At 68.6% G+C, this 17,521-nt stretch carries 12 protein-coding genes; 4 read left to right on the forward strand and 8 right to left on the reverse strand.

The window, feature by feature from the left end; genetic code table 11:
- Positions 1 to 20 precede the first annotated feature (20 nt).
- A complete protein-coding gene (locus OG959_RS14590; protein WP_326658586.1) occupies positions 21 to 1,631 on the forward strand; it encodes a HEAT repeat domain-containing protein in 1,611 nt (536 codons plus the stop codon).
- Positions 1,632 to 1,636: 5 nt separating this feature from the next.
- On the opposite strand, the gene OG959_RS14595 is transcribed toward OG959_RS14590, so the two are convergent.
- On the reverse strand, positions 1,637 to 2,104 hold the full coding sequence (locus OG959_RS14595) for a hemerythrin domain-containing protein (RefSeq protein WP_326658587.1): 468 nt from the start codon (positions 2,102 to 2,104) through the stop codon (positions 1,637 to 1,639).
- 82 nt (positions 2,105 to 2,186) lie between these two features.
- On the opposite strand from OG959_RS14595, the gene OG959_RS14600 reads away from it, so the two are divergent.
- The gene (locus OG959_RS14600) at positions 2,187 to 2,651 is read left to right on the forward strand and encodes a GNAT family N-acetyltransferase (RefSeq protein WP_326658588.1); all 465 of its coding nucleotides are present in this window, start codon (positions 2,187 to 2,189) and stop codon (positions 2,649 to 2,651) included.
- Between the two features lie 94 nt (positions 2,652 to 2,745).
- Here OG959_RS14600 and tuf read toward each other — a convergent pair whose 3' ends face one another.
- The 4 genes from tuf to rpsL form a co-directional block, all read right to left on the reverse strand.
- The gene (tuf, locus tag OG959_RS14605; protein WP_148020219.1) at positions 2,746 to 3,939 is read right to left on the reverse strand and encodes an elongation factor Tu; all 1,194 of its coding nucleotides are present in this window, start codon (positions 3,937 to 3,939) and stop codon (positions 2,746 to 2,748) included.
- Between the two features lie 159 nt (positions 3,940 to 4,098).
- A complete protein-coding gene (fusA, locus tag OG959_RS14610) occupies positions 4,099 to 6,228 on the reverse strand; it encodes an elongation factor G (RefSeq protein WP_326658589.1) in 2,130 nt (709 codons plus the stop codon).
- A 38-nt stretch (positions 6,229 to 6,266) separates the two neighbouring features.
- A complete protein-coding gene (gene rpsG / locus OG959_RS14615; protein WP_014047773.1) occupies positions 6,267 to 6,737 on the reverse strand; it encodes a 30S ribosomal protein S7 in 471 nt (156 codons plus the stop codon).
- 2 nt (positions 6,738 to 6,739) lie between these two features.
- Entirely contained in the window at positions 6,740 to 7,111 is a 372-nt protein-coding gene (gene rpsL / locus OG959_RS14620) for a 30S ribosomal protein S12 (RefSeq protein WP_003948652.1), read from the reverse strand.
- A gap of 357 nt (positions 7,112 to 7,468) precedes the next feature.
- Here rpsL and OG959_RS14625 point away from each other — a divergent pair, with 357 nt between their 5' ends.
- Together OG959_RS14625 and OG959_RS14630 are read left to right on the forward strand one after the other, a co-directional pair.
- On the forward strand, positions 7,469 to 8,653 hold the full coding sequence (locus OG959_RS14625; RefSeq protein WP_326658590.1) for a hypothetical protein: 1,185 nt from the start codon (positions 7,469 to 7,471) through the stop codon (positions 8,651 to 8,653).
- On the forward strand, positions 8,650 to 10,131 hold the full coding sequence (locus tag OG959_RS14630; protein ID WP_326658591.1) for a serine/threonine-protein kinase: 1,482 nt from the start codon (positions 8,650 to 8,652) through the stop codon (positions 10,129 to 10,131). Before OG959_RS14625 ends, OG959_RS14630 begins: the two co-directional genes overlap by 4 nt.
- On the opposite strand, the gene OG959_RS14635 is transcribed toward OG959_RS14630, so the two are convergent.
- The 3 genes from OG959_RS14635 to OG959_RS14645 form a co-directional block, all read right to left on the reverse strand.
- Positions 10,063 to 10,512, reverse strand: a complete 450-nt coding sequence (locus OG959_RS14635; protein WP_326658592.1) for an FHA domain-containing protein — start codon at positions 10,510 to 10,512, stop codon at positions 10,063 to 10,065. The genes OG959_RS14630 and OG959_RS14635 overlap by 69 nt on opposite strands.
- Positions 10,513 to 10,558: 46 nt before the next feature.
- Entirely contained in the window at positions 10,559 to 13,489 is a 2,931-nt protein-coding gene (locus OG959_RS14640; protein ID WP_326658593.1) for a protein kinase domain-containing protein, read from the reverse strand.
- Between the two features lie 111 nt (positions 13,490 to 13,600).
- Positions 13,601 to 17,500, reverse strand: coding sequence for a DNA-directed RNA polymerase subunit beta' (locus tag OG959_RS14645; RefSeq protein WP_148020217.1), 3,900 nt, complete (start codon positions 17,498 to 17,500; stop codon positions 13,601 to 13,603).
- Positions 17,501 to 17,521 lie beyond the last annotated feature (21 nt).

The following is a 17,521-nucleotide window of genomic DNA, read 5'->3' on the forward strand; positions in this document are numbered from 1 at the left end:
GAGGGGCGGCGGGCGTCGGCATGACCGCACAGGACGCGCAAGCACAGCGGCTGGCGCGGCTCGCCGCGCAGGTCGACTGGTCGAAGGTGGCCGATCTCTACACCGGCGAGCGGTACGGCCCCGAGGTACTGACTGGTCTCTGGGCGACCGACCGCGTCACGGCCGGCAGAACCTGTATGGATCTGCGCTTCGCGGCCATCGGCGACGGCAGCTCGGTGAGCGGGGCCGCCGCCGAGATACTGCCGTTCCTCATCGAGGCGGCGCGGGATCCGGACGTGACGGTGCGCTTCGAGATCCTGCAGACGATCGCCGACATCGCCGGCACGGGCAACACCGCCCCGACCGCGAAAGTCGACCGGATCCTCGAAGGCAGGTGGCGGCCCACCGTGGACGCGGAGTGGCCGGCCGCCTGGGAGCGAGCCGCCGAGGAGCTGCTGCCGCTGCTCGACGACGGCGACCACGCCATCCGGGCCGGGGCAGTCCGTGCACTCGCGCAGTCCGCGGCCCACGCTGACCCCCTGATCGCCGACTTCCGCGCACGCTTCGACGACGAGCCGGACCTCTGGTCTGCCGGGTGCCTCGTGCTGGGCGTCGGCGAGCTCGCCCGCCACGCCACCGGGCGACACGGCGAGGCCCTCGCGTGGCTGCGGCACCGCATGACCGTCGAGGGGAAGGGCGAGGAACCCGACATCAACGAGGACGTCGACGCCTGGATCGCGTGGGACGAGGAGATCAGCCACGACGTCCGGCTCCAGGCCGTGGAGGCCCTGTGCCGCGCCCTGCCCGGGCACGCCGATCCGCTCTACGCCCCCGTCACCACCGCCGCACTGCTCGCCTCCCCGGCCGCGACGGGCGGTCCGCCCTCGGAGTGCTTCTCCTCGCATGACGACGTCATCGCCGAGGCCGACCGGCGGCTCGGAGCCGACCTGCCCGGACGGCTCGCCCTCGCGCACGCACTGCTGCGCCACGACGGCACCGACGAGCGCGCGGGTGGCCTCAGGATCGCCGCGACCCTGATGTCCCGATGGCGCTCCGCCGTACCCGCGCTCCTGCCGGCCGTGGCCGAACTCATAGGCGATGCACGTCCGGAGAACCGTGTCTTCGCTCTGCGCGTCCTCGCCATGTGCGGAGCCGCCGCACGACCATGGGCCGACCTCGTCGCCACGCGTCTCACCCCGGCCGGCGAACCCGACGAGCTCACGCGGGAGCACGCCGCGTGGGCGCTGAGCCGGATGGGCGACGACCGCTGCGTACCGCACCTCCTCGAGCTGCTCCGCACCCGCGGCGATTTCACCCACCGCCCCACGGGTTCGGTCGACCGTCGCTGGAACCGCAGCGACCTCGGCCTCGCCGAGGCGCTCGCCCCCTTCGCCGCGCACCGCGACGTACTCCTCGCCCCACTGCCCGGAGAGCCGGCGGCGGGCGAACGGATCGCGCACGACCACCGCGTCGACGCGATGGCCACCCTCCGGGGCCTGTGTCGGCTCCCCTCGGACCCCCGGCAGGTCGTACCGCACCTGCTCGCCCTCCTCGACGCCGACGAACGCCCCGTACGCCACGACGACTGGTGTTCCGTCCGCGACGACGAGGCCCTGTGTGCGGCGGCCCGCGCCGTCCTGGACGCCGGCTGATCCCGTCAGAGGCCGCCGCGCGCGTCCGGATGCGCCGTCCGCCAGGCGGCCATCGAGAGGTCCCACTCGTCCCCGGACAGCGCGGTGAGCGAGGCCGGGAACAGGCCGTCCTCCTCCTTGGCGATGTGCCGGTACAACTCGTCGACCGCCTCGCGCAGCCGTACGACGTCCTCGGCGCGCTCCAGATCGACGCGGCCGAGGAACGCGGCGAGTTCGCGGTGCTCCGCCACCAGCGCGTCGATGTACCCGGCGTACTCCGCGTCGCCGCTCATCACCGCGAAGAGCCCCTGCTCCTCCCCCTGCCAGTGGGCCCGCAGCTCCCGCTCCATCCGGGCCACCAGCTCCGCGGCAAGGCCCCGGTCACCGGAGTCCAGGGCACGCAGGGCGCCGCCCGCCGCGTCGGTGACGGACTCGTGCTCCGCGATGAACTCCTTGATCAGCGGGATCTCACGACAGCCGCAGTAGTGGCACATGCGCCCACTTTAGACAGCTATGCGGTATTTCCAGACACCGCCTGCCGCGCATCCCCCGCCCGCCCTCTGCCAGACTCCCACCATGCATGTACGCACCACCCACCAATGGGCCCTGCGCCCCGCCACCCCCGAGGACCTCGAAGCCATAGTCGAGCTCCGGGCCGTCGTGATGCGCCCGGACCTGGTCCGCCTCGGCCGCTTCGACGAGGACCGGGTACGCCGGCGGATGCGGGAGTCCTACGTGCCCGAGCACACCTCGGTGATCGTCGTCGAAGGCCGCTTCGCCGGCAGCGTCACCCTCCGCCCCCACCAGGACGGGCACTGCCTGGAGAGCTTCTTCGTCGACGAGAAGGTCCAGGGGCGAGGAATCGGCTCGGCCGTGCTGGGCGAGCTGCTGGCCCGTACGGACGCCGAAGGCGTGCCGGTCCGCCTCGACGTGCTCCAGGGCAGCCCGGCCCGGCGGCTGTACGAGCGGCACGGGTTCGTCCCGGAGCGCGAGGACGCCGTCGACGTGTTCATGGTGCGGCGGCCCGCACACCCGTCGTAGGAAAAAAGAAGGGCCCCGTCCCACCGCTTGCGCGGCGGGACGGGGCCCTTCCCGGTGCTCTTGTGCGGAGCTACCAGGTCAGACTCTCAAGTACTTACTTGAGGATCTTGGTGACCTGGCCGGCGCCCACGGTCCGGCCACCCTCACGGATGGCGAACTTCAGGCCCTCTTCCATGGCGACCGGCTGGATCAGCGCGACGTCCATGAGGGTGTTGTCACCCGGCATGACCATCTCGGTGCCCTCGGGAAGGGTCACAACGCCCGTCACGTCCGTGGTACGGAAGTAGAACTGCGGGCGGTAGTTGTTGAAGAAGGGGGTGTGACGGCCACCCTCGTCCTTCGACAGGATGTAGGCCTGGGCCTGGAAGTCGGTGTGCGGCGTAACCGAACCCGGCTTGATGATGACCTGGCCGCGCTCGACGTCCTCGCGCTTGATGCCACGGAGGAGCAGACCGACGTTCTCACCGGCCTGGCCCTCGTCGAGCAGCTTGCGGAACATCTCGATGCCGGTGACCGTGGTGGTGGTCTTCTCGGTCTTGATACCGACGATGTCGACGGTCTCGTTGACCTTGAGGACACCACGCTCGATACGACCGGTGACGACGGTGCCACGACCGGTGATCGTGAAGACGTCCTCGATCGGCATCAGGAACGGCTTCTCGACGTCACGCTCGGGCTGCGGGATGGACTCGTCGACGGCCTTCATCAGGTCGAGGACGGTCTGGCCCCACTCCTTGTCACCCTCAAGAGCCTTGAGCGCCGAGACCTTGACGACCGGAAGGTCGTCGCCCGGGAACTCGTACTCGGAGAGGAGCTCACGGACCTCGAGCTCGACGAGCTCCAGGATCTCCTCGTCGTCCACCATGTCGGCCTTGTTCAGCGCGACGACGATGTAGGGGACGCCGACCTGGCGGGCCAGGAGGACGTGCTCCTTGGTCTGCGGCATCGGGCCGTCGGTGGCGGCGACCACGAGGATGGCGCCGTCCATCTGCGCGGCACCCGTGATCATGTTCTTGATGTAGTCGGCGTGACCCGGGCAGTCGACGTGCGCGTAGTGACGCGACTCCGTCTGGTACTCGACGTGCGCGATCGAGATGGTGATACCGCGCTGGCGCTCTTCGGGAGCCTTGTCGATCTGGTCGAAGGCCGAGGCCTCGTTCAGGTCCGGGTACGCGTCGTGCAGCACCTTGGTAATGGCGGCCGTGAGGGTCGTCTTACCGTGGTCGATGTGACCGATGGTGCCGATGTTGACGTGCGGCTTAGTCCGCTCGAACTTTGCCTTCGCCACTGGGTCCTCCTGCGGAGTGGTTCTGTACGCCTTGCTTCATCGGCGCCAGGTGATCTTTGCTGGGATGCCGGGGCCGGGGGCATTCGACACATTGCTTGCGCGCCGTGTCAAATGCCCCACCAGGCTCCGGTGATAAGCCTAAAGCGTCAACTCGGGGAGTTACTCGCCCTTGGCCTTCGCGATGATCTCCTCGGCGACGTTCCGCGGAACCTCGGCGTAGGAGTCGAACTGCATCGAGTAGCTTGCGCGACCCGAGGTCTTGCTGCGGAGGTCTCCGACGTAGCCGAACATCTCCGAGAGGGGCACGAGGCCCTTCACGACGCGAGCGCCGCTGCGCTCCTCCATGGCCTGGATCTGGCCACGGCGGGAGTTGAGGTCGCCGATGACATCGCCCATGTAGTCCTCGGGCGTGGTGACCTCGACGGCCATCATCGGCTCAAGGAGCACGGGGGACGCCTTGCGGGCACCCTCCTTGAACGCCTGCGAACCGGCGATCTTGAAGGCGAGCTCCGAGGAGTCGACCTCGTGGTAACCACCGTCGAGAAGGGTGACGCGGACGCCGACCATCTCGTAACCGGCCAGGATGCCGAACTGCATGGCTTCCTGAGCACCCGCGTCCACCGAGGGAATGTACTCACGGGGGATGCGGCCACCGGTGACCTTGTTGACGAACTCGTAGGACGCGTCGCCACCCTCGATGGGCTCGATGGCGATCTGCACCTTCGCGAACTGGCCGGTACCACCAGTCTGCTTCTTGTGCGTGTAGTCGATGCGCTCGACGGCCTTACGGATCGTCTCGCGGTACGCGACCTGCGGCTTGCCGACGTTCGCCTCGACGCGGAACTCGCGCTTCATGCGGTCGACGAGCACCTCGAGGTGAAGCTCGCCCATACCACCGATGATGGTCTGGCCGGTCTCCTCGTCGGAGTGCACCTGGAAGGACGGGTCCTCCTCGGAGAGGCGCTGGATGGCGACACCCAGCTTCTCCTGGTCACCCTTGGACTTGGGCTCGATGGCGACCTGAATGACCGGCGCCGGGAAGTCCATGGACTCCAGGATGACCGGGTTCTTGTCGTCACACAGCGTCTCACCGGTGGTGGTCTGCTTCAGGCCCATGACGGCGATGATGTCACCGGCGCCCACCGACGCGATCTCCTCACGCTTGTTCGCGTGCATGCGGTAGATCTTGCCGATGCGCTCCTTCTTGCCCTTGACCGAGTTCAGCACCGCGGTGCCGGCCTCGAGGCGACCGGAGTAGATCCGGACGAAGGTGAGCTTGCCGAGGTGCGGGTCGCTCGCGATCTTGAACGCCAGGCCGGAGAACGGCTCGTCGTCCGAGGGCTTCCGCTGGATGACCTTCTCCGGGTCCTTGACGTCGTGGCCTTCGATGGCCTCGACGTCCAGGGGGGAAGGCAGGTAGCGGACGACCGCGTCGAGCAGGGGCTGAACGCCCTTGTTCTTGAACGCGGTGCCACAGAACACCGGGGTGACGGTGACCGAGTCGGCACTGCCCTTCGACGCGAGGGTGATCCGACGGATCGCCTCGTGCAGCTGCTCCTCGGTGGGCTCCTCGCCCTCCAGGTACAGCTCCATCATGGCGTCGTCGTTCTCCGAGACGGCCTCAAGGAGCTTGCCGCGCCATTCCTCGGCGGCTTCCTTGTGGGTGTCCGGGATCTCGATCGTGTCGTACATCTCGCCCTTGGCGGCCTCTTCGGGCCACACGAAGGCCTTCATCGACACGAGGTCGACGACGCCCTTGAAGTCGGCCTCTGCGCCGATGGGGAGCTGCATGACGAGCGGGACGGCGCCCAGGCGGTCGACGATCATGTCGACACAGCGGTGGAACTCGGCACCGGTGCGGTCGAGCTTGTTGACGAAGCAGATACGCGGCACGCCGTAGCGGTCCGCCTGACGCCACACGGTCTCGGACTGCGGCTCGACGCCGGCCACACCGTCGAACACGGTGACGGCACCGTCGAGGACGCGGAGCGAACGCTCCACCTCGACGGTGAAGTCGACGTGACCCGGGGTGTCGATGATGTTGATGGTGTGGTCAACATCATTGAGCGGCCAGTGACAGGTCGTCGCGGCGGACGTGATCGTGATGCCGCGCTCCTGCTCCTGCTCCATCCAGTCCATCGTGGCAGCGCCGTCGTGGACTTCACCGATCTTGTACGAGACGCCGGTGTAGAACAGGATCCGCTCAGTGGTGGTCGTCTTGCCCGCGTCGATGTGGGCCATGATCCCAATGTTGCGGACCTTGGCCAGGTCAAGCGAAGTGGTGGCCATAAGGCTCAATCTTCTCTCGGTCTCGATGGGGTAAGCGACTACCAGCGGTAGTGCGCGAAGGCCTTGTTCGACTCGGCCATCTTGTGGGTGTCCTCGCGCTTCTTGACGGCAGCGCCAAGACCGTTGGAGGCGTCGAGCAGCTCGTTCATGAGCCGCTCGGTCATCGTCTTCTCGCGACGGGCGCGGGAGTAACCGACGACCCAGCGCAGCGCGAGAGTGGCGGCGCGACCGGGCTTGACCTCGATCGGCACCTGGTAGGTGGCGCCACCGACACGGCGGGACTTGACCTCGAGCGAGGGCTTGACGTTCTCAAGCGCGCGCTTCAGCGTGATGACCGGGTCAGCGCCGGTCTTCTCGCGGAGGCCTTCCATGGCGCCGTACACGATCCGCTCGGCGGTGGAGCGCTTGCCGTTGAGCAGGATCTTGTTGATCAGCGAGGTGACAAGAGGAGAACCATAGACCGGGTCAATGATGACCGGGCGCTTCGGGGCGGGGCCCTTACGAGGCATTCTTACTTCTCCTTCTTGGCGCCGTAGCGGCTGCGGGCCTGCTTGCGGTTCTTGACACCCTGGGTGTCAAGGGAGCCGCGGATGATCTTGTAACGAACACCCGGCAGGTCCTTCACACGGCCACCACGCACGAGCACGATGGAGTGCTCCTGCAGGTTGTGTCCCTCACCCGGGATGTAGGCCGTGACCTCGATGCCGGAGGTCAGACGCACACGTGCGACCTTCCGGAGCGCGGAGTTCGGCTTCTTCGGGGTGGTCGTGAACACACGCGTGCAGACGCCGCGGCGCTGGGGCGAACCCTCGAGCGCGGGCGTCTTGTTCTTCTCGACCTTGTCCTGCCGGCCCTTCCGGACCAGCTGCTGAATCGTAGGCACTACTTCTCCGGTTTCTGTGTGCCGTCGGTGAAACTAACCTGGAACACTCCCCGACCCACGCGGTCGGGTGTGTCGGATGCTGCGGGCCACTCCCCTGGAGCAGTGGAAGCACAGATCGCGGTGGCCAAAGACGGACTCGCCGTGCGGTTGAGGACACGCACACGAGCCCAGGCACACCCCAGGCACAAGGTCTGAGCGTACCTACCTCATCGAGCTGGGTCAAAACAAATGCCCCTGCACCGGACCCGCCGCCCCCCGCGCGCGGGGCGGCGGACGGCCCGGAATCCCGGAATCGCACCGCCCCGGACCGGCCCGCTCCGCATGGGCAAACTCCGGCGCGCCACCTACAGTGCCGACATGGATACGGGGGAATATCTTTCGCTGGACGCATCCGGTGCCGACTTCATCATAGATGTGGCGAATGTCGTACGCGAGGACAGCCTCACCGACGGCAGACCTGCCGACCTCTCCCGGCTGGCCCTCCTCTGCGAAGCCTTGGCCGGACTCGCCCGTGACCCGTCCGTGCAGATCTACGCGATGGCCGACGAGTCACTCTTGTACGACAAGGGGCTGTCACGAGCGGAACGCGAGAGTCTCGGTGCCTGGGCCGCACAAGGCCTGCTCGAAGTCCTTCCCTCGCCGGACGGACGCATCCTGGAGCTCGCCCACGCCCTGGACATGCCCGTCGTCTCCGGCGACAACTTCTACGACTTCCACGACGACTTCCCCTGGGTCGCCGGCAACACGGACACCTTCCTGCTGCCCGTGCCGGATGCCGACGGCACCGGGGTGGACGTGGTCCCCCGGATCATGCCGGTACCCGCACGGTGGCAGGTCTCCCGCAAGCTGGAGGAGTCCGAACTGAAGCGCGCGGGGATGTACGACCGCAGGGGCGGTGGAGTACGCAGGGAAGCGCTCAGCCGGCGCTGGCGGTGCTCCGAGCCAAAGTGCCGGCTGTTCGGTGGGAAGGCAGGGGCGGCACAGCCGTACCCCAGATACCGCAACGGAGCGATCCGCTGCCCCGAGCACCTGACGGCCATGACGGACATCGGGCCAGCGCCGGAGCGCGCCCAGCTGAAGGCGATCGTCGGCGGGACCGTCAGAAGCCGCTTCACAGTGATCGCCGGCACCCCGCGCACGGTCGGGCGGGCCACCGGAGAGGAGGACGGGATCGACCTCTGGCCGTGGCTCGACGACGTCGGCCGCAGACAGGTCAGCCGTCGCCACCTCACGGTGGACGTACGCGACGGCGCGGTACGGGTCCGGGACACCAGCATGCACGGCAGCGTCGTCCAACGCCCCGGCGGCGACCCGGTGGAACTGCGCAACCATCAGGAGTGGGCCCTGCGGCGGGGCCATAGCGTGCGGCTGCACACAGGGGTGGAAGTGCAAATCAGCGGCCGGAAGTTCCCCTTCGTCGAGCCTGCCGAGCAGCCGGGACCGGCTCCGCTGCCGGGCCCGCAGGACGTGGCGCCGACTCTGATCCGGCCACCCTCCCGCGATGCGAAACGCCGGCGACGGGGGAAGGGGGGCCGGCGTTGACCCTCGACCGGGGTTCCCGGCCCTCTCTGGACGTGGGCGAGTCGCTGGACAGTCGGTACGAGTTGCGGCAGCGCCTCGGAACCGGCGCGCAGGGTGCGGTCTTCGCCGCGTACGACACCAGGCTGCACCGCGAAGTGGCGGTGAAGGTCTCCGCGGCCCAGGGGGCCGAGGCTCTCGCGCGCTTCGCCCGGGAGATGCGCACGCTGGCCGCACTCCGCCATCCGCACATTGTCGCCGTGTACGACGGTGGAGAACACCGGGGCATCCCCTATGCGGTCCTCGAACTGGTCGAGGGCGAGAGCCTGGCCACCCTGCACGCCCGGACAGGACGCCTCCCGCTGCGCCGGGTCCTGGAGCTGGGCGCGCAGATAGCGGACGGCCTCGCGGGAGCGCACGAACGGATGATCGCCCACCGGGACATCAAGCCGGCGAATGTGCTGGTTGCCCACAACGGCACCGCACTGATCTGCGACTTCGGCCTGGTCAACGGGTGGATGCCCAATGCCTCGCCACTGACCGCCCCCTACCGGGAAAGTCATTGCACACCCGGATTCGCCTCGCCCGAGCAAGCGACCGCGGGCCAGGAGGTGGGCCGGCCATCGGATGTCTTCTCGCTGGGAGTGACGTTGTACGCGTTGCTGGCGGGCGGCTCCCCTTTCCACTCGCCGCACCCGGAGGAAGCGCTCGCCCGCGCACGCGAGACACGTCCGCGGCCGGTTACCGACTACTGCCGGGAGGCCCCTCAGGCTCTGGCCGCCCTGCTCGGCCGGATGCTGGCGAAGTCCCCGCTCGACCGGCCGAGCGCCAAGTCCGTGCAACTGCGGCTGACGACCGAGCTGGACCGGCTGAACGCGGCGGCGGGACGACATCTCCCGTACAGCCCCACCGGACCGGCCGAGCGGACGCCGGGCCACGCGCAGGCCGTCGGGGAACGGCCGGGCGGCATGCTCGGCCCGGACGGCCAGGACGGCGCACGCCCCGCAGAGGGCACGCCCGGCTCATACGGGGAGGCGGAAGCGCTGGCCGCCCGGACCGGCATCGCCGACGAGACCGGTCAGAACGCGGAAACGAGTCAGCACGCACAGCCACCTCACCCACCCGAGCAGCTCACCCCGGAGACCCTGTGGCGCAGGCTGGAGGCCGCCGAGGCCCTGCTCCGCGCCGGGCGTCCCGATGAGGCCGACGAGGGGTTCAAGACGGTGACCGCTCCACTGGACGCGCTGGGCGAACACTGCCACCCGGCCATGTACGCCGCCCAACTCGGCCGGGCACGTGCCCTGCACGCGCGGGGACGGACCGCCGCAGCCGCCCGGCGGCTGGCCCGGCTGCGGGAGCAGGTTCCGCTGCGGCTGGGGGTGGAGCACCCGCTCGCGGTGGCCGTGGGGCAGACCGTCCTGACGCCGCCGGCGCTACGCGCGCAGGCCCCGGACCCGGACCCGCACGTCGGAGGCGAGGCGCAGAGGGTCTCCGACACGTAGCGGCTGCCACTGCCCCGGGGCGAGTGCGCGCTCCCCCAGGTAGGTGTGGTTCATGGAGTTCTCGTCGCGCACCCAGGCGGCGCCCTCGGGGTCCACCCGCACCGTGGCGTGCGTCCAGGAAAGGTGGTCGAACCGCGTCTCGTCGGACAGGAACTCCAGGCGAGGATCATCACCCGCTCCCCGGCCGAGCACGACCTGCTCCCCCGCCACGACCTCGACCGTCCCCCCGTCGAACTCCAGCCGGATCCCCTGTGGAGACGCCGCAGCGATGCCGGCCTCCCGGCGCGTGGCCCCGGGGCCGGGCCCACGCTCCCGAACACCCACCAGGCCGTACGGCACAAAGCAACTGCGGCACACCAACTGCTCACTGGCCACGGCCACTTCGCCACACAGACAACGCAATGCCCTTACTCCCACCGCTCGTCCCCTACGTGTCGCTCAGAAAGTCCCGCCACCGTGCCAGCTTGCGCAGAAACGCAGACCCGGTGGACGACTGCGGGGCGTGCCGGGGCCTCGGCGGCACCTGCGGATGCTGCGCCTGGGCCCGGGGCTGGCCGCCGGTCTTGTTCTTGGTCTTCTTCGCCTGTGTGCTCTTCTTCGTAGCGGCCTTCTTGGCCGGTGTGCTCTTCTCCGTGGTGGCCTTCTTCGTCGTGGCCTTCTTCGCGGCGGCCTTCTTGGGCTGCGGCTTCGGCCCATTTCCCGCAATCCTCCGCACCGGCGTCCCCGGCACCTTGTCGGCATAGGCCGCGCGGATCACGAGCCCGTCAGGCCCCAGCCGCTCCACCAGTCGCTCGAACGACTCGCCCGGGCTCCCCTGACGCGGAGCGATGCGCCATGCCGCACTCTTCAGGGCCGTTCGTGCCCGCTCGTCGTCGATGGCAGCCAGCAGCGCCGCCGCGCGGAACTGAGGGACCCCCGTCGCCGAGGGTGCGATCCTCGCCAGCTCGCCCCTGGCCAGTGCCCGTACGCCCTCCAGGCGCTGCAGGCGCCCCTCGGCCCCGGCCAAGCCCCGGAACGAATAGAAGACGCTCAGTGCGGTCAGCACGCCCTCGGCCATGACCTGGTTGACAGCCTGTCTGTGTCCGCTGCCGGGCTTGGTTCCTCCACGCACCACCGCCGCACAGGCCGCGATCAACCCGGGCAGTTCGATGAGCCGCCCCTTCACCACGGGAGGCCCGCTCGGATCGAGCCAGTGCAGCAGTCGCAGCAGTTTCACCTCCGGGGACGAAGCATCCGGCAGCCGGGACCCGAAGAAGAAGTGCAGGGTCTCGCGCTGAGCAACCGTCAGGTTCGTCAGTTGCCTCGCCCACTCGCAGAGGGGAAGCCACAGCTTCGGCGGGGTCGCGCCCGGTCGGCCGGGGAGAAGTTGCCTGGTCGCCTCCTTCCAGTTCTTCCGTACAGTGTCGGCCAGTGCTGTGGTGGTGCGGTGGGAGGTCCCGGCGAACAGGAAGACCTTCCGTCCGGCGGCACACGCCTTCTCCGCCGCCTGCGCCCGGGACGATTCCTGGGCTCTGGCCCTGGCGATCTCCTCGCTCCTGGCCTGCGTCCGGAGCGCCTCTTCCACCTCGCGCGCCTGAGCCGTCACTCGCTGCGCCTGGAGTGCCCGTTCGTGCTGCTCACGCTTCTTACGAGCCTTTTCCTGCCGCTCGCGCTCCTGCTCCTGCTGCTCACGCGCTTGCCGAGCCCGCTCCTGCTCCTTCTGAGCCAGCCGGGCGCGTTCCCTGCGCGTCTGCTCCGCCAGGGCGAGCCGCCCGCCCAGCGCCCGTACGACCAAGCCCCCCGGTGTCCCGTCCCCGCCCATCCCCGACAGCATCGCGTCGTACCACGGCATCGACGCCTCCGCCGGTGCGGATACCGTGAGCGCCCGCACCGCCAGTGCCGTCTCCGCCTCCGGGTACGGCAGTACGGACAGCAGCAACAACGGCAGCGCGGCACGTTCCTTCGCCGGGAACAACTCCTCGGGCGCCCCGCACGCACCGCCCTCGGAGGTCCACACTCCGAGTCTCTCCCCCCAGGCCCGCCGGACCCCCTCAAGCCCTCTCAGCGGGGTGAAGGCGGCGATCTCGGTAAACAACCGGGTGTCGTACCACTCCCGCACCACGGCGAATGCCGCCCCGCCCGGCTTCGTCGCCGCGTCCTCGCAAAGCCGCACCAGCCGAGCCACGTCCATCAGCCCGCCCGCCACCACCGGCAGGCCGTCCGGATCCAGCCACCGCAGCAGACAGACGACCTTGACCGACAGGGCGCCGCTCCCCGGCAGCACCCTTTCGGTCAGCCTCTCCCGCGCGGCGGCGTCCCGGTCGTCCCGTACCTCGAGCGTCTTCAGCCAATCGGTCAGCCGCCGCCCCTGAGCGGAAAGCCCGCCGCCGTCCGCGAACAGCTCGCCCGTCGCCGTGCCCGGGGCCCTGCGGATCCACGCAGCCACTGCCTCCCGGGAACGGAACGTGTGCTCGCCGACGACGAGTTCCGGCACCGCCCCGGCCCTCGGGGCCTCGACCGGTACGGCCTGCGTTGCGTTCCGGGGCGCCGCTGCCTGTGGCGCCGGGCCTGCCGCTCGCACGGGCTCCTCGCGCCTGGTCGGCGTCGGGGTCCCCCGCACCGACGTCCCGTCCAGCCAGTCCACCACCCGGTCCCGCCCCCAGCGGAGCAACGGATCCCGGTTCAGCAGCCCCTGACACAGCGGCACCAGCCGCCGCTCCAGCGACCCCAGCGGCACGTCCTGCATCCTGACCCGGTCGATGATCTGCGCGTCGGTCAGTCCGTCGTAGGGGCCGGCACCGGTGGCCATCCGCAGTACGGTCATGCCGAGCGACCACCAGTCGTACGCCGGAGTCGCCGGCCCTCCCTCGTAGGCCTCCGGCGGGGCGAAGCCGTGCGTCATCCACCGGGTGTGGTGCCCCCCGTCCAGAACCCTGCTGATGCCGTAGTCGGCCAGCACCGCATCCGTACCGGCGCGGTCGGTGAAGAGGAGGTTAGCGGGCTTGATGTCGCGGTGGACGATCTCGGAGAGATGGAGCTGATTGATGCCGCTGGAAAGCCGTCGTAACAGGCCCGACAGGTCATCGGCCGCCATCGCCGGCCGGTCCTCACCGGTGCCGCCGGCCATGTACGGCATCACCTCGTAGTCGCGCCCGTCGGCGAGGGTGCCCTTGTCCAGAATCCGCATCAGCGCCGGGTGGTCGAGGTATTTCAGGCGGTCCCACACCTGCCGATCGGCGCGCGTCCCGAAGCGGTAGATCTTCACCACGCGCGGCCGCTGCGCCCGGTCACGCACCTCGAACAGATCGGCCTGCCCACTCACCGCATGAAGCGGTCGTACGCACTGATAGCTCGCATCCAGCGGCGACGGCAGCAGCATCAGCCCTCACCCCGCCGCATACCGCTGCCCCCTCGGATCCCCTGGACCCCATCAAACGCCGAACGGGCGGCTACCCACAAGGGGTAACCGCCCGATCAGTGACTTACGCCCTTACTGGTTGTACGGACCGTAGTCGTAGTCCTCCAGCGGAACGGCCTGGCCGGAGCCCGTGCCGAACGGCGAGTAGTCGATGTCGTCGTAGCCGACGGCCGAGTACATCGCGGCCTTGGCCTCCTCGGTCGGCTCGACCCGGATGTTGCGGTAGCGGGACAGACCCGTACCGGCCGGGATGAGCTTACCGATGATGACGTTCTCCTTGAGGCCGATCAGGGAGTCGGACTTGGCGTTGATCGCCGCGTCCGTCAGGACCCTGGTCGTCTCCTGGAAGGAAGCCGCGGACAGCCACGACTCCGTCGCCAGCGAGGCCTTGGTGATACCCATCAGCTGCGGTCGGCCGGAGGCGGGGTGACCGCTCTCCTGGACCACACGACGGTTCTCGGTCTCGAACTTCGAGCGCTCGACGAGCTCGCCCGGCAGCAGTTCCGCGTCGCCGGACTCGATGATCGTCACGCGGCGGAGCATCTGCCGGATGATGATCTCGATGTGCTTGTCGTGGATCGACACACCCTGCGAGTTGTAGACCTTCTGGACTTCGCCGACCAGGTGGACCTGGACCGCACGCTGACCGAGGATCCGCAGCACGTCGTGCGGGTTGGTGGCACCCACGGTGAGCTTCTGGCCCACCTCGACGTGGTCGCCCTCGCCCACCAGCAGACGGGCGCGCTTGGAGATCGGGAAAGGAATCTCCTCGCTGCCGTCGTCCGGCGTGACCACGAGCTTCTTGGTCTTCTCCGTCTCCTCGATCCGGACCCGGCCTGCGGACTCCGAGATCGGGGCGACACCCTTCGGCGTACGGGCTTCGAAGAGCTCGACGACTCGGGGCAGACCCTGGGTGATGTCGTCACCGGCCACACCGCCGGTGTGGAAGGTACGCATCGTCAGCTGGGTACCGGGCTCACCGATGGACTGGGCGGCGATGATGCCGACCGCCTCACCGATGTCGACCAGCTTGCCGGTGGCGAGCGAGCGTCCGTAGCAGAAGGCACAGGTGCCGACCGCGGACTCACAGGTCAGGACCGAGCGGGTCTTGACCTCCTCGACGCCGGCGCCCACCAGGGCGTCGATCAGGACGTCACCGAGGTCGACGTTGGCAGGCGCGATGACCTTGCCGTCGACGACGACGTCCTCGGCGAGCATGCGGGCGTACACCGAGGTCTCGACGTCGTCCGTCTTGCGGAGGACGCCGTCGGCACCCTTGACCGCGATCTTCAGCTTGAGGCCACGGTCGGTGCCGCAGTCCTCCTCGCGAATGATCACGTCCTGCGAGACGTCCACCAGACGACGGGTCAGGTAACCCGAGTCGGCGGTACGCAGGGCGGTGTCCGCCAGACCCTTACGGGCACCGTGCGTGGAGATGAAGTACTCCAGAACGGTGAGGCCCTCACGGAAGGACGCCTTGATGGGACGAGGAATCGTCTCGTTCTTGGCGTTGGACACCAGACCACGCATACCGGCGATCTGACGCATCTGCATCATGTTTCCTCGGGCACCCGAGTCAACCATCATGAAGATGGGGTTCGTCTTGGGGAAGTTCGCGTTCATCGCCTCGGCAACCTCGTTGGTCGCCTTGGTCCAGATCGCGATGAGCTCCTGCGTGCGCTCGTCCTTGGTGATCAGACCGCGCTCGTACTGCTTCTGGACCTTCTCGTCCTGGTCCTCGTAGCCCTTGACGATGGCCTTCTTGGCCTCGGGCACGACGATGTCGGCAACGGAGACGGTGACCCCGGAACGGGTCGCCCAGTGGAAGCCCGCCGCCTTCAGGTTGTCGAGCGTCGCCGCCACGATGACCTTGGGGTAGCGCTCGGCGAGGTCGTTGACGATCTCGGAGAGCTGCTTCTTGCCGACCGAGTAGTCGACGAACGGGTAGTCCTCGGGCAGCAGCTCGTTGAAGAGCGCGCGGCCCAGGCTGGTGCGCAGCCGGAAGGTGTCACCCGGCTGGTACTCGGGCTCGCCCTCCTCGGCGACCGGCGGCACCCAGCCACGCGGCGGGATGGTGCCCACCGGGAAGCGGATGTCGACGGACGACTGGAGCGCCAGCTCGCCGGCGTCGAACGCCATGATCGCCTCGGCCGTGGAGCCGAACGCGCGGCCCTCGCCCTTGGTGTCACGGAGCTCACCGTCGGTGGTCAGGAAGAACAGACCCAGCACCATGTCCTGCGTAGGCATGGTGACGGGACGACCGTCGGCCGGCTTCAGGATGTTGTTCGAGGACAGCATCAGGATGCGGGCCTCGGCCTGCGCCTCCGCGGAGAGCGGCAGGTGCACGGCCATCTGGTCACCGTCGAAGTCCGCGTTGAACGCGGTGCAGACGAGCGGGTGGATCTGGATGGCCTTGCCCTCGACCAGCTGCGGCTCGAAGGCCTGGATGCCGAGACGGTGCAGCGTCGGCGCACGGTTCAGGAGAACCGGGTGCTCGGCGATGACCTCTTCCAGGACGTCGTACACGACCGTGCGGCCGCGCTCGACCATGCGCTTGGCCGACTTGATGTTCTGCGCGTGGTTCAGGTCCACCAGGCGCTTCATCACGAACGGCTTGAAGAGCTCCAGCGCCATGGCCTTGGGCAGACCGCACTGGTGCAGCTTCAGCTGCGGGCCGACGACGATCACGGAACGCGCGGAGTAGTCCACACGCTTACCGAGAAGGTTCTGACGGAATCGGCCCTGCTTGCCCTTCAGCATGTCGCTGAGGGACTTGAGCGGGCGGTTACCGGGACCGGTGACCGGGCGACCGCGGCGGCCGTTGTCGAACAGCGCGTCGACGGCCTCCTGCAGCATCCGCTTCTCGTTGTTCACGATGATCTCGGGGGCACCGAGGTCAAGGAGACGCTTGAGGCGGTTGTTGCGGTTGATCACGCGGCGGTACAGGTCGTTCAGGTCGGAGGTCGCGAAGCGGCCACCGTCCAGCTGCACCATCGGACGCAGGTCCGGCGGGATGACCGGCACGCAGTCGAGCACCATGCCCTTGGGCTTGTTGCTGGTCTGCAGGAACGCGGAGACGACCTTGAGGCGCTTGAGCGCACGGGTCTTCTTCTGGCCCTTGCCGGTACGGATGATCTCGCGGAGGCGCTCGGCCTCCTCGTCGAGGTCGAACGACTCCAGGCGCTTCTGCAGAGCAGCGGCACCCATGCAGCCGTCGAAGTACGTGCCGAAGCGGTCACGCAGCTCGCGGTAGAGCAGCTCGTCGCCCTCGAGGTCCTGGACCTTGAGGTTCTTGAAGCGGCTCCACACCTCGTCGAGACGGTCGATCTCGCGCTGCGCACGGTCGCGCAGCTGCTTCATCTCACGCTCGGCACCTTCGCGCACCTTGCGGCGCACGTCGGCCTTGGCGCCCTCGGCCTCGAGCTCGCCGAGGTCGGTCTCGAGCTTCTTGGCGCGGTTCTCGAGGTCCGAGTCGCGACGGTTCTCGACCTGCTGGCGCTCGACGGAGACGTGAGCCTCCAGCGACGGGAGGTCGCGGGTGCGGCGCTCCTCGTCGACGAACGTGATCATGTACGCGGCGAAGTAGATGACCTTCTCGAGGTCCTTCGGCGCGAGGTCCAGCAGGTAGCCCAGGCGCGACGGGACGCCCTTGAAGTACCAGATGTGGGTGACGGGAGCGGCAAGCTCGATGTGGCCCATGCGCTCACGGCGCACCTTGGCGCGAGTGACCTCGACGCCACAGCGCTCACAGATGATGCCCTTGAAGCGGACACGCTTGTACTTGCCGCAGTAGCACTCCCAGTCCCGGGTCGGACCGAAGATCTTCTCGCAGAAGAGTCCGTCCTTTTCGGGCTTGAGCGTGCGGTAGTTGATGGTCTCCGGCTTCTTCACTTCGCCGTGGGACCAGGTCCGGATGTCGTCCGCGGTGGCAAGGCCGATCCGCAGCTCGTCGAAGAAGTTGACGTCGAGCACTTGTCGTCAATCCCTCTTTCG

It is taken from the genome of Streptomyces sp. NBC_00385 (assembly GCF_035917155.1).
Classification (GTDB): Bacteria; Actinomycetota; Actinomycetes; order Streptomycetales; family Streptomycetaceae; genus Streptomyces; species Streptomyces poriferorum.